General features: G+C 40.7%; 8 protein-coding genes. 6 read left to right on the top strand and 2 right to left on the bottom strand.

Features of this window, described 5'->3' with window-relative positions:
• Positions 1-347: 347 nt before the first annotated feature.
• From C8P65_RS04100 to C8P65_RS04075, 6 genes are all read left to right on the top strand, one after another.
• Positions 348-1,364 (top strand): hypothetical protein, encoded by a 1,017-nt coding sequence (locus C8P65_RS04100; protein ID WP_107781573.1) that lies wholly within the window; start codon positions 348-350, stop codon positions 1,362-1,364.
• A 39-nt stretch (positions 1,365-1,403) separates the two neighbouring features.
• Positions 1,404-3,233 carry a glycoside hydrolase family 13 protein gene (locus C8P65_RS04095; protein WP_107781571.1) on the top strand — a complete coding sequence of 610 codons (1,830 nt, stop codon included), beginning with the start codon at positions 1,404-1,406 and terminating at the stop codon, positions 3,231-3,233.
• A 21-nt stretch (positions 3,234-3,254) separates the two neighbouring features.
• Complete coding sequence (locus C8P65_RS04090) at positions 3,255-6,278, top strand: T9SS type B sorting domain-containing protein (protein WP_107781569.1); 3,024 nt, start codon at positions 3,255-3,257, stop codon at positions 6,276-6,278.
• 119 nt (positions 6,279-6,397) lie between these two features.
• Positions 6,398-9,208, top strand: a complete 2,811-nt coding sequence (locus tag C8P65_RS04085) for a M12 family metallo-peptidase (RefSeq protein ID WP_107781567.1) — start codon at positions 6,398-6,400, stop codon at positions 9,206-9,208.
• 26 nt (positions 9,209-9,234) lie between these two features.
• Positions 9,235-12,438, top strand: coding sequence for a M12 family metallo-peptidase (locus tag C8P65_RS04080; RefSeq protein WP_107781565.1), 3,204 nt, complete (start codon positions 9,235-9,237; stop codon positions 12,436-12,438).
• A 70-nt stretch (positions 12,439-12,508) separates the two neighbouring features.
• Positions 12,509-13,381: a bile acid:sodium symporter family protein gene (locus C8P65_RS04075; protein ID WP_107781563.1), complete on the top strand. Its 873-nt coding sequence runs from the start codon at positions 12,509-12,511 to the stop codon at positions 13,379-13,381.
• Between the two features lie 8 nt (positions 13,382-13,389).
• Here C8P65_RS04075 and C8P65_RS04070 read toward each other — a convergent pair whose 3' ends face one another.
• Together C8P65_RS04070 and C8P65_RS04065 are read right to left on the bottom strand one after the other, a co-directional pair.
• A complete protein-coding gene (locus C8P65_RS04070) occupies positions 13,390-14,316 on the bottom strand; it encodes an aspartate carbamoyltransferase catalytic subunit (RefSeq protein WP_107781561.1) in 927 nt (308 codons plus the stop codon).
• Positions 14,317-14,478: 162 nt separating this feature from the next.
• Entirely contained in the window at positions 14,479-17,640 is a 3,162-nt protein-coding gene (locus C8P65_RS04065; RefSeq protein ID WP_107781560.1) for an efflux RND transporter permease subunit, read from the bottom strand.
• Positions 17,641-17,665: the final 25 nt, after the last annotated feature.

Below are 17,665 nucleotides of genomic sequence, written 5' to 3'. Positions count from 1 at the left end.
TTCTATGTTTTTTCGGTATTCCTGTATCGTTCGTATATAACATCCCCCCTTTGCACATACTCCGCTGCGCCAGCTCGCGGACTTCCTTCAAAGGGGGAGATGTAATGGTCAGCATACACGAGCAGCATAGTAGTATAATATACCTTATATTTGGACTCTTATTAGTTATTTATACTTCGATATTTATTCGCTTATCCTTCGCTCTTCCTATATCGTTCCTATATCGAATGTAAGGGGTAAGTATAAAGAGAAAATTTTTCTGTCTTGGCTGTTTAAAAAGAAATGGCTATCTTTGCCACAAAACTTACTATTATTTTTGCAGTGTAGCAAGCTGCGGCTCGATTGTGATGAAATACTTTTTATTATTCTTTTTAACGTTATTATGTACTGGCTGTCAGCTTTTTCAGGAGCAACAGCAAGCAGGGGAGCGTGTGGCTACTGAAGCAAAACAAGAGGAAGTATTTGTGCCGGTAGAGAAGGAACTGTATGTGATTACTCATACAGCTATGGAATATGCAAAACCTAATATTCTGGCTCAAGCTAAAAAGGAACTAAACTCCTTTGGAGCCCTTTTTGAGATAGAAGCAGAGTCAGAGCATTTCTACAAAATAAAAAACGTATCAGATATGTATCTTCGCAAAGAGGATATGGGAAGTTATGAGGATATCCAATTTACAAAGGAAGCTTTAGAAACTGTGCACGTCATAGGTACTAAACGAGAGGAACGTACTTTTTTAAATGAAAAATCGAATGCTACTCTTTCCGAATACTTTACAATTGACTTAATCTCTTACGAAGAATATCAACAAGCGCTTCGCAGTAGATACATTTCTTTAATAGAAAACAATCCTCCTATCAAAAAAAGTAAAGGGATACTAAGACTTCCTTGTAGAGATACTCTTGTAGAACTCAAAGACATAGAACTGACTTCAGAGCCAAGAATGGGAAGTTATAAATATCTGGGCGAACTGCCGTCTATAAACCAGTACCTTGTAGTAGGACTTTACTACGATCTTGTGTACAAGTTTTTAATAGATAAGAGAACAGGAAGAAAAACAGAAGTAGAGAATCTGCCCTACCTTTCGCCCAATGGAGAGTATATTCTCACTCTTGGTATTTTAGAAAACGAAGGCCCTACTGCGATTACATTGTATAAGGTGCTAAGTAAAGACCCCTTGCATATAGAGTCAGTAGCAACCGCGTGGATTCGCTATTGGGTAGCTTATGAAGGCGATAGCAAAAATCCTATATTTTTTAGTGAAGATGGGAATCTGTATGCCTCAATGGATGCTATCTCTACTTATGAAGACCACTTAGAAAAGTTCAAAGAAGAACGCAAATACATCAGGATAAAAATCAAGTGATTGATTCCACCAATTATGACACATTGATAAATTAATATTATGAAATATATCATTACCCTTATGGGACTATTTAGCTTTTTTAATACACACGCTCAAATTGAGCGTGTAGAACCGCCGTTTTGGTGGGAAGGTATGCACTATGCTGAGGTGCAAATATTGCTTTACGGCAAAAATATAGCGCAATATCGCGTGGAAAGCGACTTGCCTATCACTAATGTGCTGAAAACAGAAAACCCTAACTATCTATTCGTTACCATAGATACTAAAGGTAAAAAAGCGGGTAACTACTCGCTTTCTCTCCTACAAAAGAACAAAAAAGTAGCTAATGTGGCTTACGAGCTAAAGCATAGGCGCGAGGGCTCCGCTCTTAGAAAAGGCTTTGATAGCTCGGATATGATTTACTTGCTGATGCCTGACCGTTTTGCTAATGGTAATCCCAACAACGATTCGCATTCGGCTCTTACTGACAAGCTCAATAGAAAAGCTTCTGACGGTAGGCACGGAGGTGATATTCAGGGGATTATAAACCATCTGGACTATATACAATCTGTAGGAGCTACCGCTATATGGCATACGCCTTTATGTGAGGATAATGAACCGCAACATTCGTATCATACTTATGCCCAAACTGACGTCTATAAAATAGACCCTCGCTATGGTACGAATGAGGAATATATACAGCTGTCTAAGGCTTTGCACAAGCGAGGTATGAAGCTCATCAAAGACTATGTGACTAACCACTGGGGGAGTCAGCATTGGCTAGTGAAAGACTTGCCTTGCTATGATTGGCTGCATCAGTTCCCTGGGTACGGACAGAGTACTTTTAGGATGAGTACCCAAATGGATAGCAATGCTTCGGAATGGGATAAAAAATACTGTGAGAAGGGGTGGTTTGCGCGCTCGATGCCTGACTTAAACCAAGCTAATCCGTTGGTGCTAAACTACCTGACGCAGAATGCTATCTGGTGGATAGAGTACGCTGACCTTGATGGGCTACGCGTAGATACGTATTCATACAACGACAAAGAGGGCATCGCTAAATGGACGAAAGCGATTATGGATGAGTATCCGCACTTTAATATTATGGGTGAGGTATGGCTCAACCAAAGCGCTCAGGTGTCGTATTGGCAAAAGGACAGTCCGATAAGTGCCATACAAAGCTATAATACTTATCTGCCTACAGTGATGGATTTTCCACTTTTTAATGCGATAGGTGAGGCGTTTCGCGCTACTCCGTCGTGGGATAAGGGTATGATACAGCTGTATGACAATTTGGCGAATGATTTTCTGTATAAGGATATTAATAACTTGCTTATCTTTGCTGAAAACCACGATACGGCACGCCTTAATCACGTATATCCTAAGATAGCCGATTACAAGCTTATCATCAGTATGTTGGCTACGGCACGCGGTATTCCGCAATTGTACTACGGCAGTGAGATAGGTATGGCAGGCGATAAGAGCAAAGGTGATGGCCATATACGGCAGGATTTCCCTGGTGGTTGGGAAGGTGATGCGCAAAATGCTTTCACTGCTGCTGGGCGTACGGCTATCCAAAATGAGTATTACGATTTCACCGCTAAGCTTTTTAACTGGCGTAAGGATAAGGCTGTGATTCACTATGGTAAGACTAAGCAATATCTGCCTGAAAATGAAGTGTATGTCTATTTTCGCTACAATGATACCGAGTCGGTAATGGTAGTGCTTAACAATAGCGAAAAGCCGCAAACGCTTCAGCTGAACCGCTTTGCTGAGAGTTTGGCGGGATTTTTGAGGGGTACAGATGTGGTATCGGGGAAAGAGATTGTTTTAGGTGATACTTTGGAAATAGGAGGGAAGAGAAGTTTTATTATAGTGATGAATAAGTAAAAAAAGAATAAAACAAGAATTATGAGGAATATTATTACAATAGCATTATTAGTAGGGTGTGTTTTTTTAGGGAAAGCACAGAATGAGGCGAGCAAATGGCTGAAAGCGGTGTCGGCACAGCAGGGGATTGCTATTGAGTGGCAAGAACGCCCTACTTCATTGGCAAAAGAAGGAATAAAGAGTTTTGTAGGTTACTATAAAGGAGACTTTGTGGCTTCTCTTTCGGTAGGGAAGGCTGTATCGGGGAGTTTTAGTTATCAAGGGACTTCATACGAAATTTCCGATAGTAAAGGACAATTGGTATTTTATAAAAGTGAACAAGGTATCTGTGGCAATCAGGATAAAGAACCTCATAGGCATAGCGCTCACGCAAGACCGGTTTTAGCTGCTGAAGAAGCGCAACCGAAGATTGCTAATACCCAAGTGCTAAGGGTATACCGATTGGCAATGCACATCCCTTATAGCACATTCAGTAGATACTATTTTGATAGTAAGATAGAAAAAGTAAAAACTTTTTGGGCGGACACTGAAGCTTTTCTTAACGAAATGTATATGCGCGATTTAGGGGTACGCTTTGAGGTGGTGAATGACGAACGCCTTATCATTAAAGATGTAACAAAAGAAACCTTTGCCAGCACTCGCAATGCTAGTTACGTTAAGGATAATTCTACAATCGTTATCAATAGTCTTATAGGAGAGAATAGCTATGATGTGGGTATCTCTCTTGTGTATACTTCTTCTCAGCAAAGTGGTATCAGAGGATTGGCCTATCTTGAAGGAGTTTATCAACCTAATACCAAAGCTGATGCTGTAGCTGTACTTACTAAAGAAGTCATAGCACACGAAATAGGACACCTATTTGGCGGTAGGCACACTTTTGGCAGTCATAAAGGCTCGGCTGCCTACGATAGCGAAAAAACAGAACTCGGTAGCGGTACTTCGGTGATGAGCTATGGTAGTCCTCGTGATTTTTTCTCGTTATCGAGCATAGAGCGCATACGCCAACGATTGACACAAGTACCCGCAAAAGCCCAAGATAAGACTTTTGCTACCCAAGCTCCGCATATAGACCGCAGCAAGCTTAAAAATCATTATACGATTCCAAAAGGTACTTTCTTTCAGTTTTATATTCCCGCTACTGACCCTGATAGCAGCGTCTTGCTATATGCTGTAAATCAGCACGATGTACGCAATGCAGATGAAACCCCTGTAACGCAGTACGCTATTTATAAACCTACTACCGCTAACCCTGTTACTATTAAAACAGAGTATAACGAAAATTCTGGAAATGTATTGGCTAATAGCGGTTTAGCTCATCAGACAACGGGTACTTTTACCTTTTGGTTGGGGGTAAGTGATGCTCAACCTCAGCAGGCTGCCGATTATATAGTGCAATATGATTTGGCAGAAACAAAGGTTACTGTAAAAGAAGGAACGCCTTTTGAAATTACTACTACCCCTAAAAATAAATACAAAGGTGGTGAGAAAATATCGCTGCAATGGAAGGTTGATGCCGCTATTTTTGCAGGCACAAAGGTGCGTGTGCTGCTGTCAGATGATTTAGGGAAAACGTTTAAGCATATTGTTTTGGCTGAAACGGCTAATGATGGTGCTGAAGAGGTTACTTTGCCTAATATCAATACTTCAAAGGCAGTGCTAAAAGTAGAGGTAATAGAGGGGGTGGCGTTTGCGCTTACAGATTATAATCCTAAAACAGGAGGCTTTACTATTGAAAAAGACAACAATCTTGTTCCTGAGCCTTTGGCATTTGTAGCTACTACTTTGCCACAAGACCTTAATCTTAGTTGTGCTAAGGAAGTGCCTACAGCGGTAATGCCTACCACTACGGGGGGCTGTGCGAGTGTAAGTTATCGTATGGAAGAGAAGAAAACCGCTGTGCTGTGCGATAATCGTTTTACCTTATTGCGCATCTTTACTGCAACTGATGGTTGTACCACGCTAACGCATACTCAAACGATAAAAGTAGCTGACAACATACCGCCTACTTTTGTAGGAACTCTTCCGCAGGATATTACTATAGAAGAGGCTAACGTTACCCCTACACAAGTAGTACTTACTGCTGCAGATAACTGTGGAAGTGCTTCAGTAAGTACCACACAGCAGACGGTGAAACAGAATGGTAAAGTAAGCAAATTGTTGTATATATGGAAGGCAAAAGATGCTTGTGGCAATCAGGCAGTTTATACTCAGACCATTGTCTTCACACCTAAAGCAGCAACTCCTCCTTTGGCATTTGTAGCTACTACTTTGCCACAAGACCTTACCCTTAGTTGTGCTAAGGAAGTGCCCACAGCAGTAATGCCTACCACAACAGGGGGCTGTGCGAGTGTGAGTTATCGTATGGAAGAGAAGAAAACAGCAGTGCTGTGCGATAATCGTTTTACCTTATTCCGTATCTTTACCGCAACTGATGGTTGCACCACGCTAACGCATACTCAAACCATAAAAGTAGCTGACAACATACCGCCTACTTTTGTAGGAACTCTGCCACAAGATATTACTATAGAAGAGGGCGATCCTATTCCTCTACAAAAAAGTATTTCGGCAGAAGATACTTGCGCTGGAGCGCCAACGGTTAAACGTTCAATGAGAGAAGAACTTAATGAAGAGGGCAAACGTGTTAAAATTATCTACCAATGGGTAGCACGTGATGTATGCGGTAATGAGGCGGTACACACTCAGACTATTTCAATTACTCCTAAAAAGGTAGTACCTCCTGCATCTAATGATACTGCTGAAGTGGTTATTTATAATGGAGTATCTACTGATGATGCTAATAACTACTTCCGTATAGCGAATACAGACCCTAATAGTCCCATCTCGGTGATTATTTTTGATGAAATGGGACTTAAAGTATACGAAAGCGACCATTATCAGGAAAGGGGAGAGGTATTTAGAGGCTATCCGAATGTAAAAAGCGTAATAGGTAGTAATAAAGCCTTAGCAGGTACCTATTTCTATATAGTTAAATACTACAAAAATGGCAAACAAGAGTCCGCAAAAGGATTTTTGTACGTCAGGTAGTCTTACTCTAAAGACCTGAGAATTATTAAATAAAATAATATTATTAACAAAAATTATAATAATTAGCTTGCTAATTGATTTTTAGTTCGTACCTTTGCACCGTCAAACTAATATCAGTAATGAAAGCAATATTATATTATTGTTGCGCATTGGTTATAGGTTTGCAAGCCGCCAATGCGCAACAAAAAACTCAAGAACTCTTCAATTATTTTTCACAGCCTCAACCTATTAGCTGGGCAGTATCTCTTCCTAACGCATCGTCGTTACCTATCAAATGGCAAGAGCGAAAAGTTACTTCTCAACCTCGAGAGTTCCGTAGTTTTGTAGGCTATTATCAAGACCATTTCGTAGGAGTAATAACCCTTAGTAAGGAGTATGCTACTGGCGAAATCTTTTATCAAGGCAATTCGTATCTGTTAGAGACTTCAGAAAAAGGAGTAGTTAGCATAAAAAAAGACCAATCTTCAAAAGCTTGTGGCGTACAAAATTCTTCTGAAAAACAAAGTCTTACACGTAGACAATACTATGAAGGCAATGAAGATAAGAATGACCCACCCATTGAGAAACCAGAAATATACAATTCGCTTTACCCTGATGCTCTTATTCACACCGATGGCGTATTTAGGCACTACCGATTGGCACTTCCGGTAGATTACAGCATTTACAATTCGAAATATTTTAATAGGGATGTAAATAAGGTTAAGGCATTTTGGTATGCTACCATTGCCTTTATAAATGAATTATACCGCAATGATGTAGGGGTAGATTTTACTTTGGTAGATGATGAAGCACTTATCTTCACTACTACAGAAAATCAGTTATTTGGCAGAGGCAGTCGGGCTAATGATGTGGTAAATGATGGTACGATTACCCTTAACAAACATTATGACCCTAAAAAGTATGATTTGGCAGTTATTCTGACTGATTATAGGGAGAAATATAATGGTATGGCAGCTGTTTATTCGGCTTATGAACAACATAATAAGGCAAATGCGGCGGCACGCCCTATAAAACCATCTACCATTGCTCACGAGATAGGACATATGTTTGGGGCAGACCATACTTTTTCTAACGGAGGAAACTATACTAGCAAAACAGAAATAGGCTCAGGTCAGTCGATTATGAGTTATGGACACGAGTACCCTCGTGATTTCTTTTCATTGATAAGTTTGGAAACTATACGCAGATTTTTAGGTAACTCGATGGCGTATTATGCTGATGAAGCACGTACTCAAGTAGCTGGCAAACGTGTGGAAGGTACCGGCTCTAACCTTGTGTATGGGGTGAAGAGTAATAACCAGCCTCCTGTACTTGACCGTTCGCACTTAAAGAAAGAATATGTAATTCCGAAAGATACCTACTTTCAGTTTTACCTAACAGGAAGGGATGCTGAAAATGATACCATTACCTATATAGCGCACCAAGCAGATAGGCGTTTTCACTCTACTAATTCAAACGCCCGCTTTATGACTTACAAAGGGAAAACCAATGGTAATATACGCTTTGAGACTACTTGGTTTGAGAAAGAACGCAATACTTTTATGCCAATAGCTGCTACTTCTCCTTTAAATTATACCCCTGGTACTTTTACTTTTTGGTTGGCTGCTGCTGACCATAACAGAGCTGACCGCAACCACGTGGTGAAATATGATGTGGAGGAAGTAAAAGTGAAAATAGCTGAAGGGAAACCTTTTCAAATACAAAACTTTGACAATGGTAGTTGGGAACAAAATCGCACTTACAAAGGAGGGCAGTTACTCACCCTACATTGGCAAGTAGATGAAAATATTTTTGGTAAAGATAGTAAAGTGAGGATATTGTTATCGGACGACTCGGGGAAGACTTATAAATACATATTGAAAGAGACCGCTGATAATAATGGAACGTGCGATGTGATACTCCCCAATATCAATATAGGTACTACTCACGGACATTTTGGCAAACAAAGAGGACAAGGTGTTATCAAAATAGAAGTGATAGATGGTTTGGCTTTTGCTCTTTCGTGCACCAAACCTTATCACGTAGGCGGCTTTATGATTGATAAGAACAAAAATGCCCCTACGCCGCTGACCTTAGTAGCAAGTAGCCTACCTGCTCAATACATTACAGTAGCTTGTGCTAATGCAATACCTACTGCAGCCAAGATAGAGACAGAAGGCGGCTGCGGTAGAGTTACTCAGGCTATTGCACAAGAAGAAACTAATAAGAAATGTGATAACTACTATATCCTAAAACGCACTTACTCTTTTAGAGATGAGTGCAATACAATAGTAAGTTTTGAGCAATTCATCACAGTGAAAGATGATAAAGCTCCTGCTTTTGTCGGGTTTTTGCCTAAAGATGTAATTATAGAAGAAGGAGCCACTCTGCCTGAAGCTAAGACGCTTACCGCTAAAGATAACTGTGCTGGGAATTTGCAAGTAACGCCTTTGGTAAGTAAAGAAAATAATAAGGTGGTATATTTGTGGAAAGCAACTGATAGCTGTGGTAATAGTATAGTGCATACTCAAACTATTTTGATAAACCCTAAACCACAAATAAGTACTCCGACAGTCACAACACCAACGGTTAGTACCCCTACAGTGACAACACCAACGGTTAGCACTCCGACAGTGACAACACCGACGGTTAGTAGTCCGACACAAGGGATTATTATCTATAACGGAGTTTCGACAACAGACCCTGCTAACTACTTTAGAATAGAAAATACAGATACTGATCAACCAATTTCAGTAGTTATTTTTGATGAAATGGGACTAAAAGTCTATGAAAATAATAACTATGGAAAGACAGAAGTATTTAGAGGTATGGCTAATATGGGGACGATAATAGGCGGGCGAAAAGCCTTGGCAGGGACGTATTTCTATATCATTACGTATTATAAAAACGGACAATTAGAAAGCAGAAAAGGATACTTATATGTCAGATAATAATTGACAATTAAATATTTAGCAAAATGAAAATATTACGACTATTAATATGGTTTTTATTTATAGGAACCATAAACGCACAACAAAATGCAGCTGCTGTAATACGCTTATTTCAGCAAAACAACGCTGTAGAATGGCAGTTACCCGTAAAAGGGAAAAGCATACCCCTTATGTGGTATGAGCGCCATAACTCTCTTGCTCAAGAAGGATTTCGCACCTTTGTAGCCTACGACCAAGGGGCTTTTGCAGGGAGTATTTCTGTAGCTCCTTCTACTATATCGGGTGAAGTGTGGCACGAAGGGAAGGCTTACTTTCTGAGTACAGAAAAAGGCATACTAAAGATTAGTACCGAAAAGAGTCAGTTTAGTTGTGGTACTTGTGCTGATGGGCATTGTAATACTGATATGGGTACCACTACTACCCCAAAAACAAGCACTACAGCCCGAGGTGTAGCTCTTGCTGAAGTAGCCTTGCCATCAGAAGACGAACGAGTGCTATACAACACTAATGTAATGAGAACGTACCGCTTGGCAATGCTTATAGATTACAGTTTTTACAAAGGACATTGCCGCAGTGATATGAACAAGGTAAAAGCCTTTATGACAGAAGTGCAAGCAGGACTGAATGAAGTGTGTGGCAGGGAGATAGGTTGTCAATTTGAATTGGTAAACGACCCACGCCTTATCATCACTACTAAAGAAAAAGAAGTGTATGACTTTCCCGTAGTAAGAACGGTAGTTGAGAGAGCTACAGGCGATTTTAATACCCTTATAGGTGAAGAAAACTACGATGCGGGTATAGTATTTTCGGTATATAAAGACAATCGTGGATTGGCGCATCTGGGTGAAATCACAGGGAAACTAAAAGGAGGTTGTATTGCTAACCACGAGTTTTATATCATTCTTCACGAGTTCGGACACCTATTGGGTTCGGCACATACCTTTACTATCGGAGGACAAACGGCTTCGTCATTTACAGAGCCTGATAGGGGAAACTCGATAATGAGTTATATTAATGACCCTTATGGGACTTATTTTTCGTTGCCTTCTATCTACACTATTCGCAATCGTACTAACCTACACGATGCTTACTATAGCGATAAAGCACGTACCCAATTGGTAGGACTACCACAAGCGAATATACCCTACGGAGAGGTATCGGACAATCGTGCCCCAGTGATACATCGTGCGAAGTTGAAAAAGAGTTATACCTTACCACCTAATACTTACTTTCAGTTTGATATAGAAGCCAGCGACCCTGATGGCGACCCGCTACTTTATATGGCACACCAAGCTGACTTTAAGATATTTGGAAAAGCTCGTTTTCCTTCTAACAGACCTACAGAGAGTAACCGTATAGAGTTTTATCAACCATATAGAAAGAATAGAAGCAATGAATGGGAAGCTGTTCCTTTCAAATTTACAAAACCCACAGAAACAGGAGAGTTTACTTTTTGGTTGGGAGTATGTGATGGGAAAGTGGGGGCTTATAAAAATGGAAAACCCCACGTGCCTCTTTACGATGTGTATGAAACCAAAGTGAATATAGTAGGAGGTACTCCTTTTAGAATAATTAATGTAAGCAAAAGTAGTGCGGGAAAATACAAACGAGGAAAAGATGTTACCCTCACTTGGGGAGTTGATAAAAATATCTTTGGTGAAGATAGCAAGGTGCGTATTCTCTTTTCAGACGATTATGGAAAGAGTTATAAATATGTGTTAGCTGATGGAATTCCTAACAATGGTAAAGCTACTGTTATTTTCCCAACGCAAGCCAAAGGTTGGAAGGGAAGCGCTCTTTTTGTAGAAGGACTTTTCAAAATAGAAGTACTCAACCACATAGCCTATGCTGTGAGTAGAGATACCCCAGGCACTTTAGATATGCACAGCCCTGATATTACCTTTAAGAATTTGCCAGAGCCTACAATAACAGTGAAGAAAAATGCTATACCTGCAGCTCCGAATGTTACAGCTGAAAGCTATTGTAAAAGAGGACGTATCAATATAGTTCTATCGGAAGAACCTCACGATACTTACCTGTTACGCCAATGGGTAGCTACTAATGGTTGTGGTGATAAAGCTACCGCTCAGCAATTTATCTATTACGAAAAAGAAGCACCTATTAATAGTTTGCATTTTGTAGGAGACTTGCCTAAAGATATGCACGTACAATGTAAAGGAGAAATACCCGAAAAAGCAACGGTAAAGGCTGAAGGAGCAGATAATATCCGTATAGACTATGAAGAAGAAATGACTGAAGGGGATAAAAAAGCTTATAAACTCACTCGTTCTTGGATAGCATATGCTGATAATGCATTGCCAATTCGGCACACTCAGCAAATTTTGCTAAGAGATACTCAGAAGCCAGAACTATCATCCTATCCTAAAAGTATGATAGTGAAGAGTGAGGATCAAGTGCCTTTCAAAGAAAACCTTACTGCTACTGATAACTGCGATGGTGTATTACCTATAGTATCAAGTGAAAGTAGTAAATATGATGACAAAGGTAAAAAGAAAGAGGTAACCTATGTATGGTTTGTAGAGGATAATGCTCATAATGAAAACCGTTATATACAGGTGATTACTATTAATCCTGCTATAACTACTCCGACTGTGAGTACTCCGACTGTGAGTACTCCAACAGTAACTACACCGACTGTAAGTACTCCAACAGTAAGTACACCGACTGTGAGTAGTCCAACTGTGAGTACACCGACTGTAAGTAGTCCAACAGTGAGTACACCGACTGTAAGTAGTCCAACAGTAAGTAGTCCAACAGTAAGCACACCGACTGTAAGTACACCAACTGTAAGTAGTCCAACAGTAAGCACACCAACGGTAAGTACTCCAACGGTAAGTACACCAACAGTGAGTACACCAACTGTAAGTACACCAACGGTGAGTACACCAACGGTGAGTACACCAACGGAAACAAACCCTGAGGTTTCGGAGGTAATTATTTATAATGGGGTTTCAACTCATAATTCTCATAACTATTTCAAAGTAGAGAATACAGATGAAAACAGACCTATCTATGTGATTATTTTTGATGAAATGGGACTAAAAGTGTATGAAAACCCTGATTATGGTAATCCTGAAGTATTTAGAGGTTATGCTAATGTGAAAAACGTAATAGGCAAAAAAGCATTGGCAGGTACCTATTTCTATATACTGCGATACTACAAAAATAATACATTAGAAGAGAAAAAAGGATTTTTATACGTTAGGTAGTCAATAATTAATTGTTAATTATTAATAGTTTTGTATCTTTGCCACTTAAACAATGAAAAAGATATAAAATATGAGTTTTATTGATTACCTACTCTCAGCAGTGCTGATGCTTATCACCTTTGCGATAGGCAGTTCGTTGCGCTTTGCTGATTTCGAAAATATATTTAGAAAATCAAAGCCCCTTTACTTGGGGCTTTTCTTGCAAATGGTGTTTTTGCCTATTTGTGCTTTTATTATTGCTGCGGTAGCTGACCTTTCGCCTGCTGAAAAAGTAGGGCTTATTATCGTGGCTATTTGTCCAGGGGGTACTACCTCTAACTTTATAAGCTATCTCATAAAAGCGGATACCGCTCTGGCAGTAGCTCTTACTTCTATCAATAGTCTGCTGATATTGGTCTCTATACCTGTGTTATCTAATTGGGCAGTAGCCGCCTTTATGGGCGGGCATACTGAAGTATCGTTGCCTATTCTTAATACTGTGTGGGAGGTGACTAAAATAGTTATTATCCCAGCTACTTTAGGTTTGCTCTTCAATCGCTATTTTCCTAATGTAGCTCATCGGATTAAGTTTCCGCTAAAAGTAATTAATACCCTCTTATTGGGGGTAGTATTCCTTATCAAGTTCTTTGCAGGGGAAGAATCTGGGGGGAGCGGCATATCAGTAGATGAAATTATACGCTTATTGCCTACTACCTTACTGATGCACCTTAGTTCGATGATACTTAGCTATTTTATAGCCCTTAAACTCTTCAAACTATCGGGTATACAATCTACTACTGTTAGTATAGAGGTAGGGTTGCAAAACACAGTTTTGGCAATATTTGTAGCGGGCACTCTGATGCACAATGCCCCAATGACCAAACCTGCCCTTGTGTATGCGATGTTTTCTTTCTTTACGACTTTGGCGTTTGCGTTTATTACTATTAGAATTAGAAGAGATTAGCTATTTGGCTACTTGCTAACAGATGCTAATAAGTATATTACTGCCATACGTATCGCTACTCCGTTTTCTACTTGTTGTAAGATAATAGACTGAGGGCTATCGGCTACTTCGCTGGTAATTTCTACCCCTCGGTTGATAGGGCCTGGGTGCATAATCACTATTTCTTTATCGAGAGAGGCTAAGAGTTCTTTGGTAAGTCCGTATTGCTGTACATACTCGCGTGTAGAGGGGAAGTAACTGATGTCTAAGCGCTCGTTTTGTATGCGCAGCATATTGGCTACATCGCACCAGTTTAAGGCTTTGCGCAAATTAGTTTCTACCTTTACGCCAAGCTCGTGTATGTATTTAGGGATAAGCGTTTTAGGCCCGCAAACCATTACTTCAGCTCCTTGTTTATGTAAGGCAAATATATTAGAAAGGGCTACTCGAGAGTGGAGTATGTCGCCTACTATTACTACTTTTTTGCCTGCAACATCGCCTAATCGTTCGCGAATAGAATAAGAGTCTAAAAGGGCTTGGGTAGGGTGCTCGTGCGCTCCATCGCCGGCATTTACGATAGAGGCTTTGACGTGCTGCGATAAGAAGACTCCAGCCCCAGGGTTGGGGTGGCGCATCACTACCATATCTACTTTCATTGAAAGGATATTATTGACCGTATCGACTAATGTTTCGCCCTTAGTAACCGATGATTGCGAAGCCGAGAAGTTAATCACATCGGCAGAAAGGCGCTTTTCAGCCAGCTCAAAAGAGAGGCGAGTGCGAGTGCTGTTCTCAAAGAAAAGGTTGGCGATGGTAATATCGCGTAATGAAGGCACTTTCTTAATAGGGCGGTTGATAACCTCTTTGAAGTGGTCAGCCGTTTCGAAAATCAGTTGTATATCTTTTTCGGTGATATACTTAATACCTAAAAGGTGATTGACACTTAATTCGCTCATCGTATTATATCTTTTAGCGGTACGGCAAAGGTACGAATAATTTGTCAATTAGCAATTTTTAGTTGTTAGTTTTTAGTCGTTAGTCGTTAGTTTGGTAATAAAAAAGGTTATTACAGTATTTGCTGTAATAACCTTTTTTGTTTTTTATTTTTTGTCTTTATTTTAGTATTCTTCTGTAGGGGTAGCGAATATTTCGTCGGTTTTGTGGCGGTGACCACTTATGCGCTCTTGTAAGTCTTGGAAGATAACAAAAAGCACAGGGATTACTACCAATCCGAAGAAAGTACCAATAAGCTGACCAACAGCGGCTCCGGTAGCTACTGAACGGTTACCAGCAGCTCCTACACCTGTAGCAAATACTAATGGCAAAAGTCCTACGATAAAGGCAAATGAAGTCATCAGGATTGGACGCAAACGCGCCATAGCGGCATTGATTGCTGCCTTAGAGAGGCTCTCGCCCATACGGCGGCGTTGTACCGCGAACTCTACTATCAGGATAGCATTTTTAGCCAAAAGCCCCATTAGCATAATTAGTGAGATTTGGAAGTAAATGTTGTTTTCCAAACCAAAGAGCCATTGCCCCAGATATGCCCCAAAAATACCAAATGGTAACGACATTAGCACTGATAACGGCAATAGGTAGCTTTCGTATTGTGCCGAAAGGATAAAGTAGGTAAACACCAAGCTGAGAATAAAGATGATGATAGTCTGTGAGCCTGCGTTTTGCTCTTCGCGGGTAAGCCCTGTATAATCAATGCCATAGTTGGCGTTAAGGGTTTGAGCCGCTACTTCTTCAACAGCTTTTACTACATCACCGGTACTATACCCCTCATTATTGGCTGCCGAAATATCTACTGAAGTATAGAGGTTATAACGGCTTATCGCCTGAGGACCAAATACCCTTTGCATAGTAACATATTCTGAAAGCGGTGCCATCTCGCCACTACCTGTACGTATGAACATACCATTGAGGCTATTTACATCTTTACGATCTTCAGGTAAAGCTTGTACCATTACACGGAATTGCTTACCATAGAGGGTAAAGTCGGTGGCATAGTAGCCCCCAATATAGTTTTGTAGAGCAGAAAGGATTTCGCTTACTGATATACCCGACTGCATAGCGCGCTCTACATTGATGTCCATTTGGTATTGAGGGTAATTGGTATTGAAAGAGGTTTGGGCGTACTTCACTTCGGGGCGAGCATTGAGAGCCGCCATAAACTCTTGGGCTGTTTGATTGATTTCTGTAACATCGGCACCCGATTTATTCAGTAAGGCAAATGATACCCCTGCCCCCATACCAAAACCTGACACAGCAGGCGGCTGGAAGAACAATATTTGTGCATCTTTTATCTTAGAAGCAGCTGCAAAAGCCTGCCCTATAATAGCATCTATACTTTGGCGAGGGTCTTTAGAGCGTTCTTCGAAAGGTTTTAGGGTGAAGAAGCCCATACCATTGTTGCTACCAGAGCCTGACAACATACCATTTCCGGTAACGAAAGTAAAGTCTTTTACACCAGGGATATTATTGAGGTCTTTGCTTACTTCGCGCATCTCGTTGGCTACACGCTCCATAGAGGCACCAGGTATCATAGAAAGATCCATTAAGATGAAGCCTTGGTCTTCGTTAGGTACGAACCCTGTTTGTATATTTTTATTAGCAAAGTAAATACCACCCCCTGCAATAGCAAAAAGCACTAAGGTAACCCATTTGTGGCGCAAAAAGAAGGTAAAAGTCTGTCCGTACTTCAATGTTGCCGCATTGAAGGCAATGTTAAATTTGTGGAAGAATTTGCCTATAGCTGATTTCTCTTCGTACTCCTTATCGCCGTGAGGTTTTAAGAAAAGCGAGCAGAGTACAGGGCTGAGGGTAAGGGCGTTTACTGCTGAAATGACAATTGCGATGATGAGGGTAACCCCAAACTGTTTGTAGAATACCCCAGTTGTCCCCTCGATAAAGGTAACCGGCACAAACACAGCTGCCATCACCAGGGTGATAGAGATAATCGCTCCTGTAATTTCGTTCATAGCTGAAATAGTAGCAGGCTTAGCTTTCTCGTGCGTCTGCTCCATTTTAGCGTGCACCGCCTCGACCACCACTATCGCATCATCGACCACTATACCTATGGCAAGCACCAAAGCAAAGAGGGTAAGCATATTGATAGAGTAGCCCAATAGGTTTAGGAAGAAGAAAGTACCCACAATAGAAACCGGTACCGCAATAGCAGGGATAAGGGTAGAGCGGAAATCTTGCAAGAAGATATACACTACTAAGAACACCAACAAGAACGCCTCTAAAAGGGTAGAAACCACTTTAGAAATAGCTGCATCTAAGAAAGTATTTACATTGAAGTTGATAGAGTAGGTTACTCCTTCGGGAAGGTCTTTCTCAATAGATTTGAGGTACTTATCAATGTTTTGTACTACCGCGTGAGCGTTAGCTCCAGGGGTTTGCGAAATACCCATTGCAATGGCTGCACGACCTTTGCTTTCAGAAAAACTGGTATAGCCAAGCGCATCGAGTTCTACTTTAGCTACATCTTTTAGGCGGAGTATACGTCCCCCTTCGAGGGCTTTGAGTACGATATTTTCGTATTCTGATACTTTGTTGTATTTTCCTTTGTACTTGATAGTATATTCATAAGAACTACCACTATTTTGCCCTAAAGTACCAGCAGCAGCTTCCAAACTTTGAGAAGAGATAGCAGCGGTTACTTCAGTAGGGTTGAGCTTATAGGCTTGCAATTTTTGAGGGTCGAGCCATATACGCATAGAATAGTTTTTGCCCCCAAACTCTTCAGCATCACCCACCCCTGTAATACGTTTTAAACCAGGAATTACATTAATACTAAGGTAGTTTTCTAAAAATACTTCGTCAAAATCAGGGTTTTCTGAGAAGAAAGTGAGGAACATAAGGTTACCCGCTTCGCGCTTTTCTACCGTTACCCCTGCTTGTTTTACTTCAGCAGGAAGGATAGCGTTAGCATACGATACGCGGTTTTGCACTAATACGGCAGCATTGTCGGGGTCAGTACCGTTTTTGAAATATACAGTGATATTGGCAGCCCCGCTGTTAGAGGCAGAGGATACGATATAGTCCATATTTTCTACCCCGTTGATTTGCTCTTCAAGAGGAATTACTACTGATTTGAGTACGGTCTCGGCATTCGCCCCTCCGTAGTTAGCTCTTACCGATACGGTAACAGGCGCAATGTCGGGGTATTGCGATACAGGTAACGAGACAATACCCAGCACCCCTAGGATAACTATCAAGATGGAAATAACCGTTGATAGCACCGGTCTGTTTATAAAGTTCTTTATCATAAATTCTTAATTTGTCAATTTGCTT

Source organism: Capnocytophaga leadbetteri, from assembly GCF_003054025.1.
GTDB classification, from domain to species: Bacteria; Bacteroidota; Bacteroidia; order Flavobacteriales; family Flavobacteriaceae; genus Capnocytophaga; species Capnocytophaga leadbetteri.
This window is presented reverse-complemented; position numbering and strand designations above follow the sequence as displayed.

Bases quoted from the DNA above. Each gene is read 5' to 3' on its own strand.
- C8P65_RS04085 (WP_107781567.1), top strand. From the start codon at position 6,398: ATGAAAGCAATATTATATTATTGTTGCGCATTGGTTATAGGTTTGCAA.
- C8P65_RS04095 (WP_107781571.1), top strand. From the start codon at position 1,404: ATGAAATATATCATTACCCTTATGGGACTATTTAGCTTTTTTAATACA.
- C8P65_RS04070 (WP_107781561.1), bottom strand. From the start codon at position 14,316: ATGAGCGAATTAAGTGTCAATCACCTTTTAGGTATTAAGTATATCACC.
- C8P65_RS04100 (WP_107781573.1), top strand. From the start codon at position 348: ATGAAATACTTTTTATTATTCTTTTTAACGTTATTATGTACTGGCTGT.
- C8P65_RS04065 (WP_107781560.1), bottom strand. From the start codon at position 17,640: ATGATAAAGAACTTTATAAACAGACCGGTGCTATCAACGGTTATTTCC.
- C8P65_RS04075 (WP_107781563.1), top strand. From the start codon at position 12,509: ATGAGTTTTATTGATTACCTACTCTCAGCAGTGCTGATGCTTATCACC.
- C8P65_RS04080 (WP_107781565.1), top strand. From the start codon at position 9,235: ATGAAAATATTACGACTATTAATATGGTTTTTATTTATAGGAACCATA.
- C8P65_RS04090 (WP_107781569.1), top strand. From the start codon at position 3,255: ATGAGGAATATTATTACAATAGCATTATTAGTAGGGTGTGTTTTTTTA.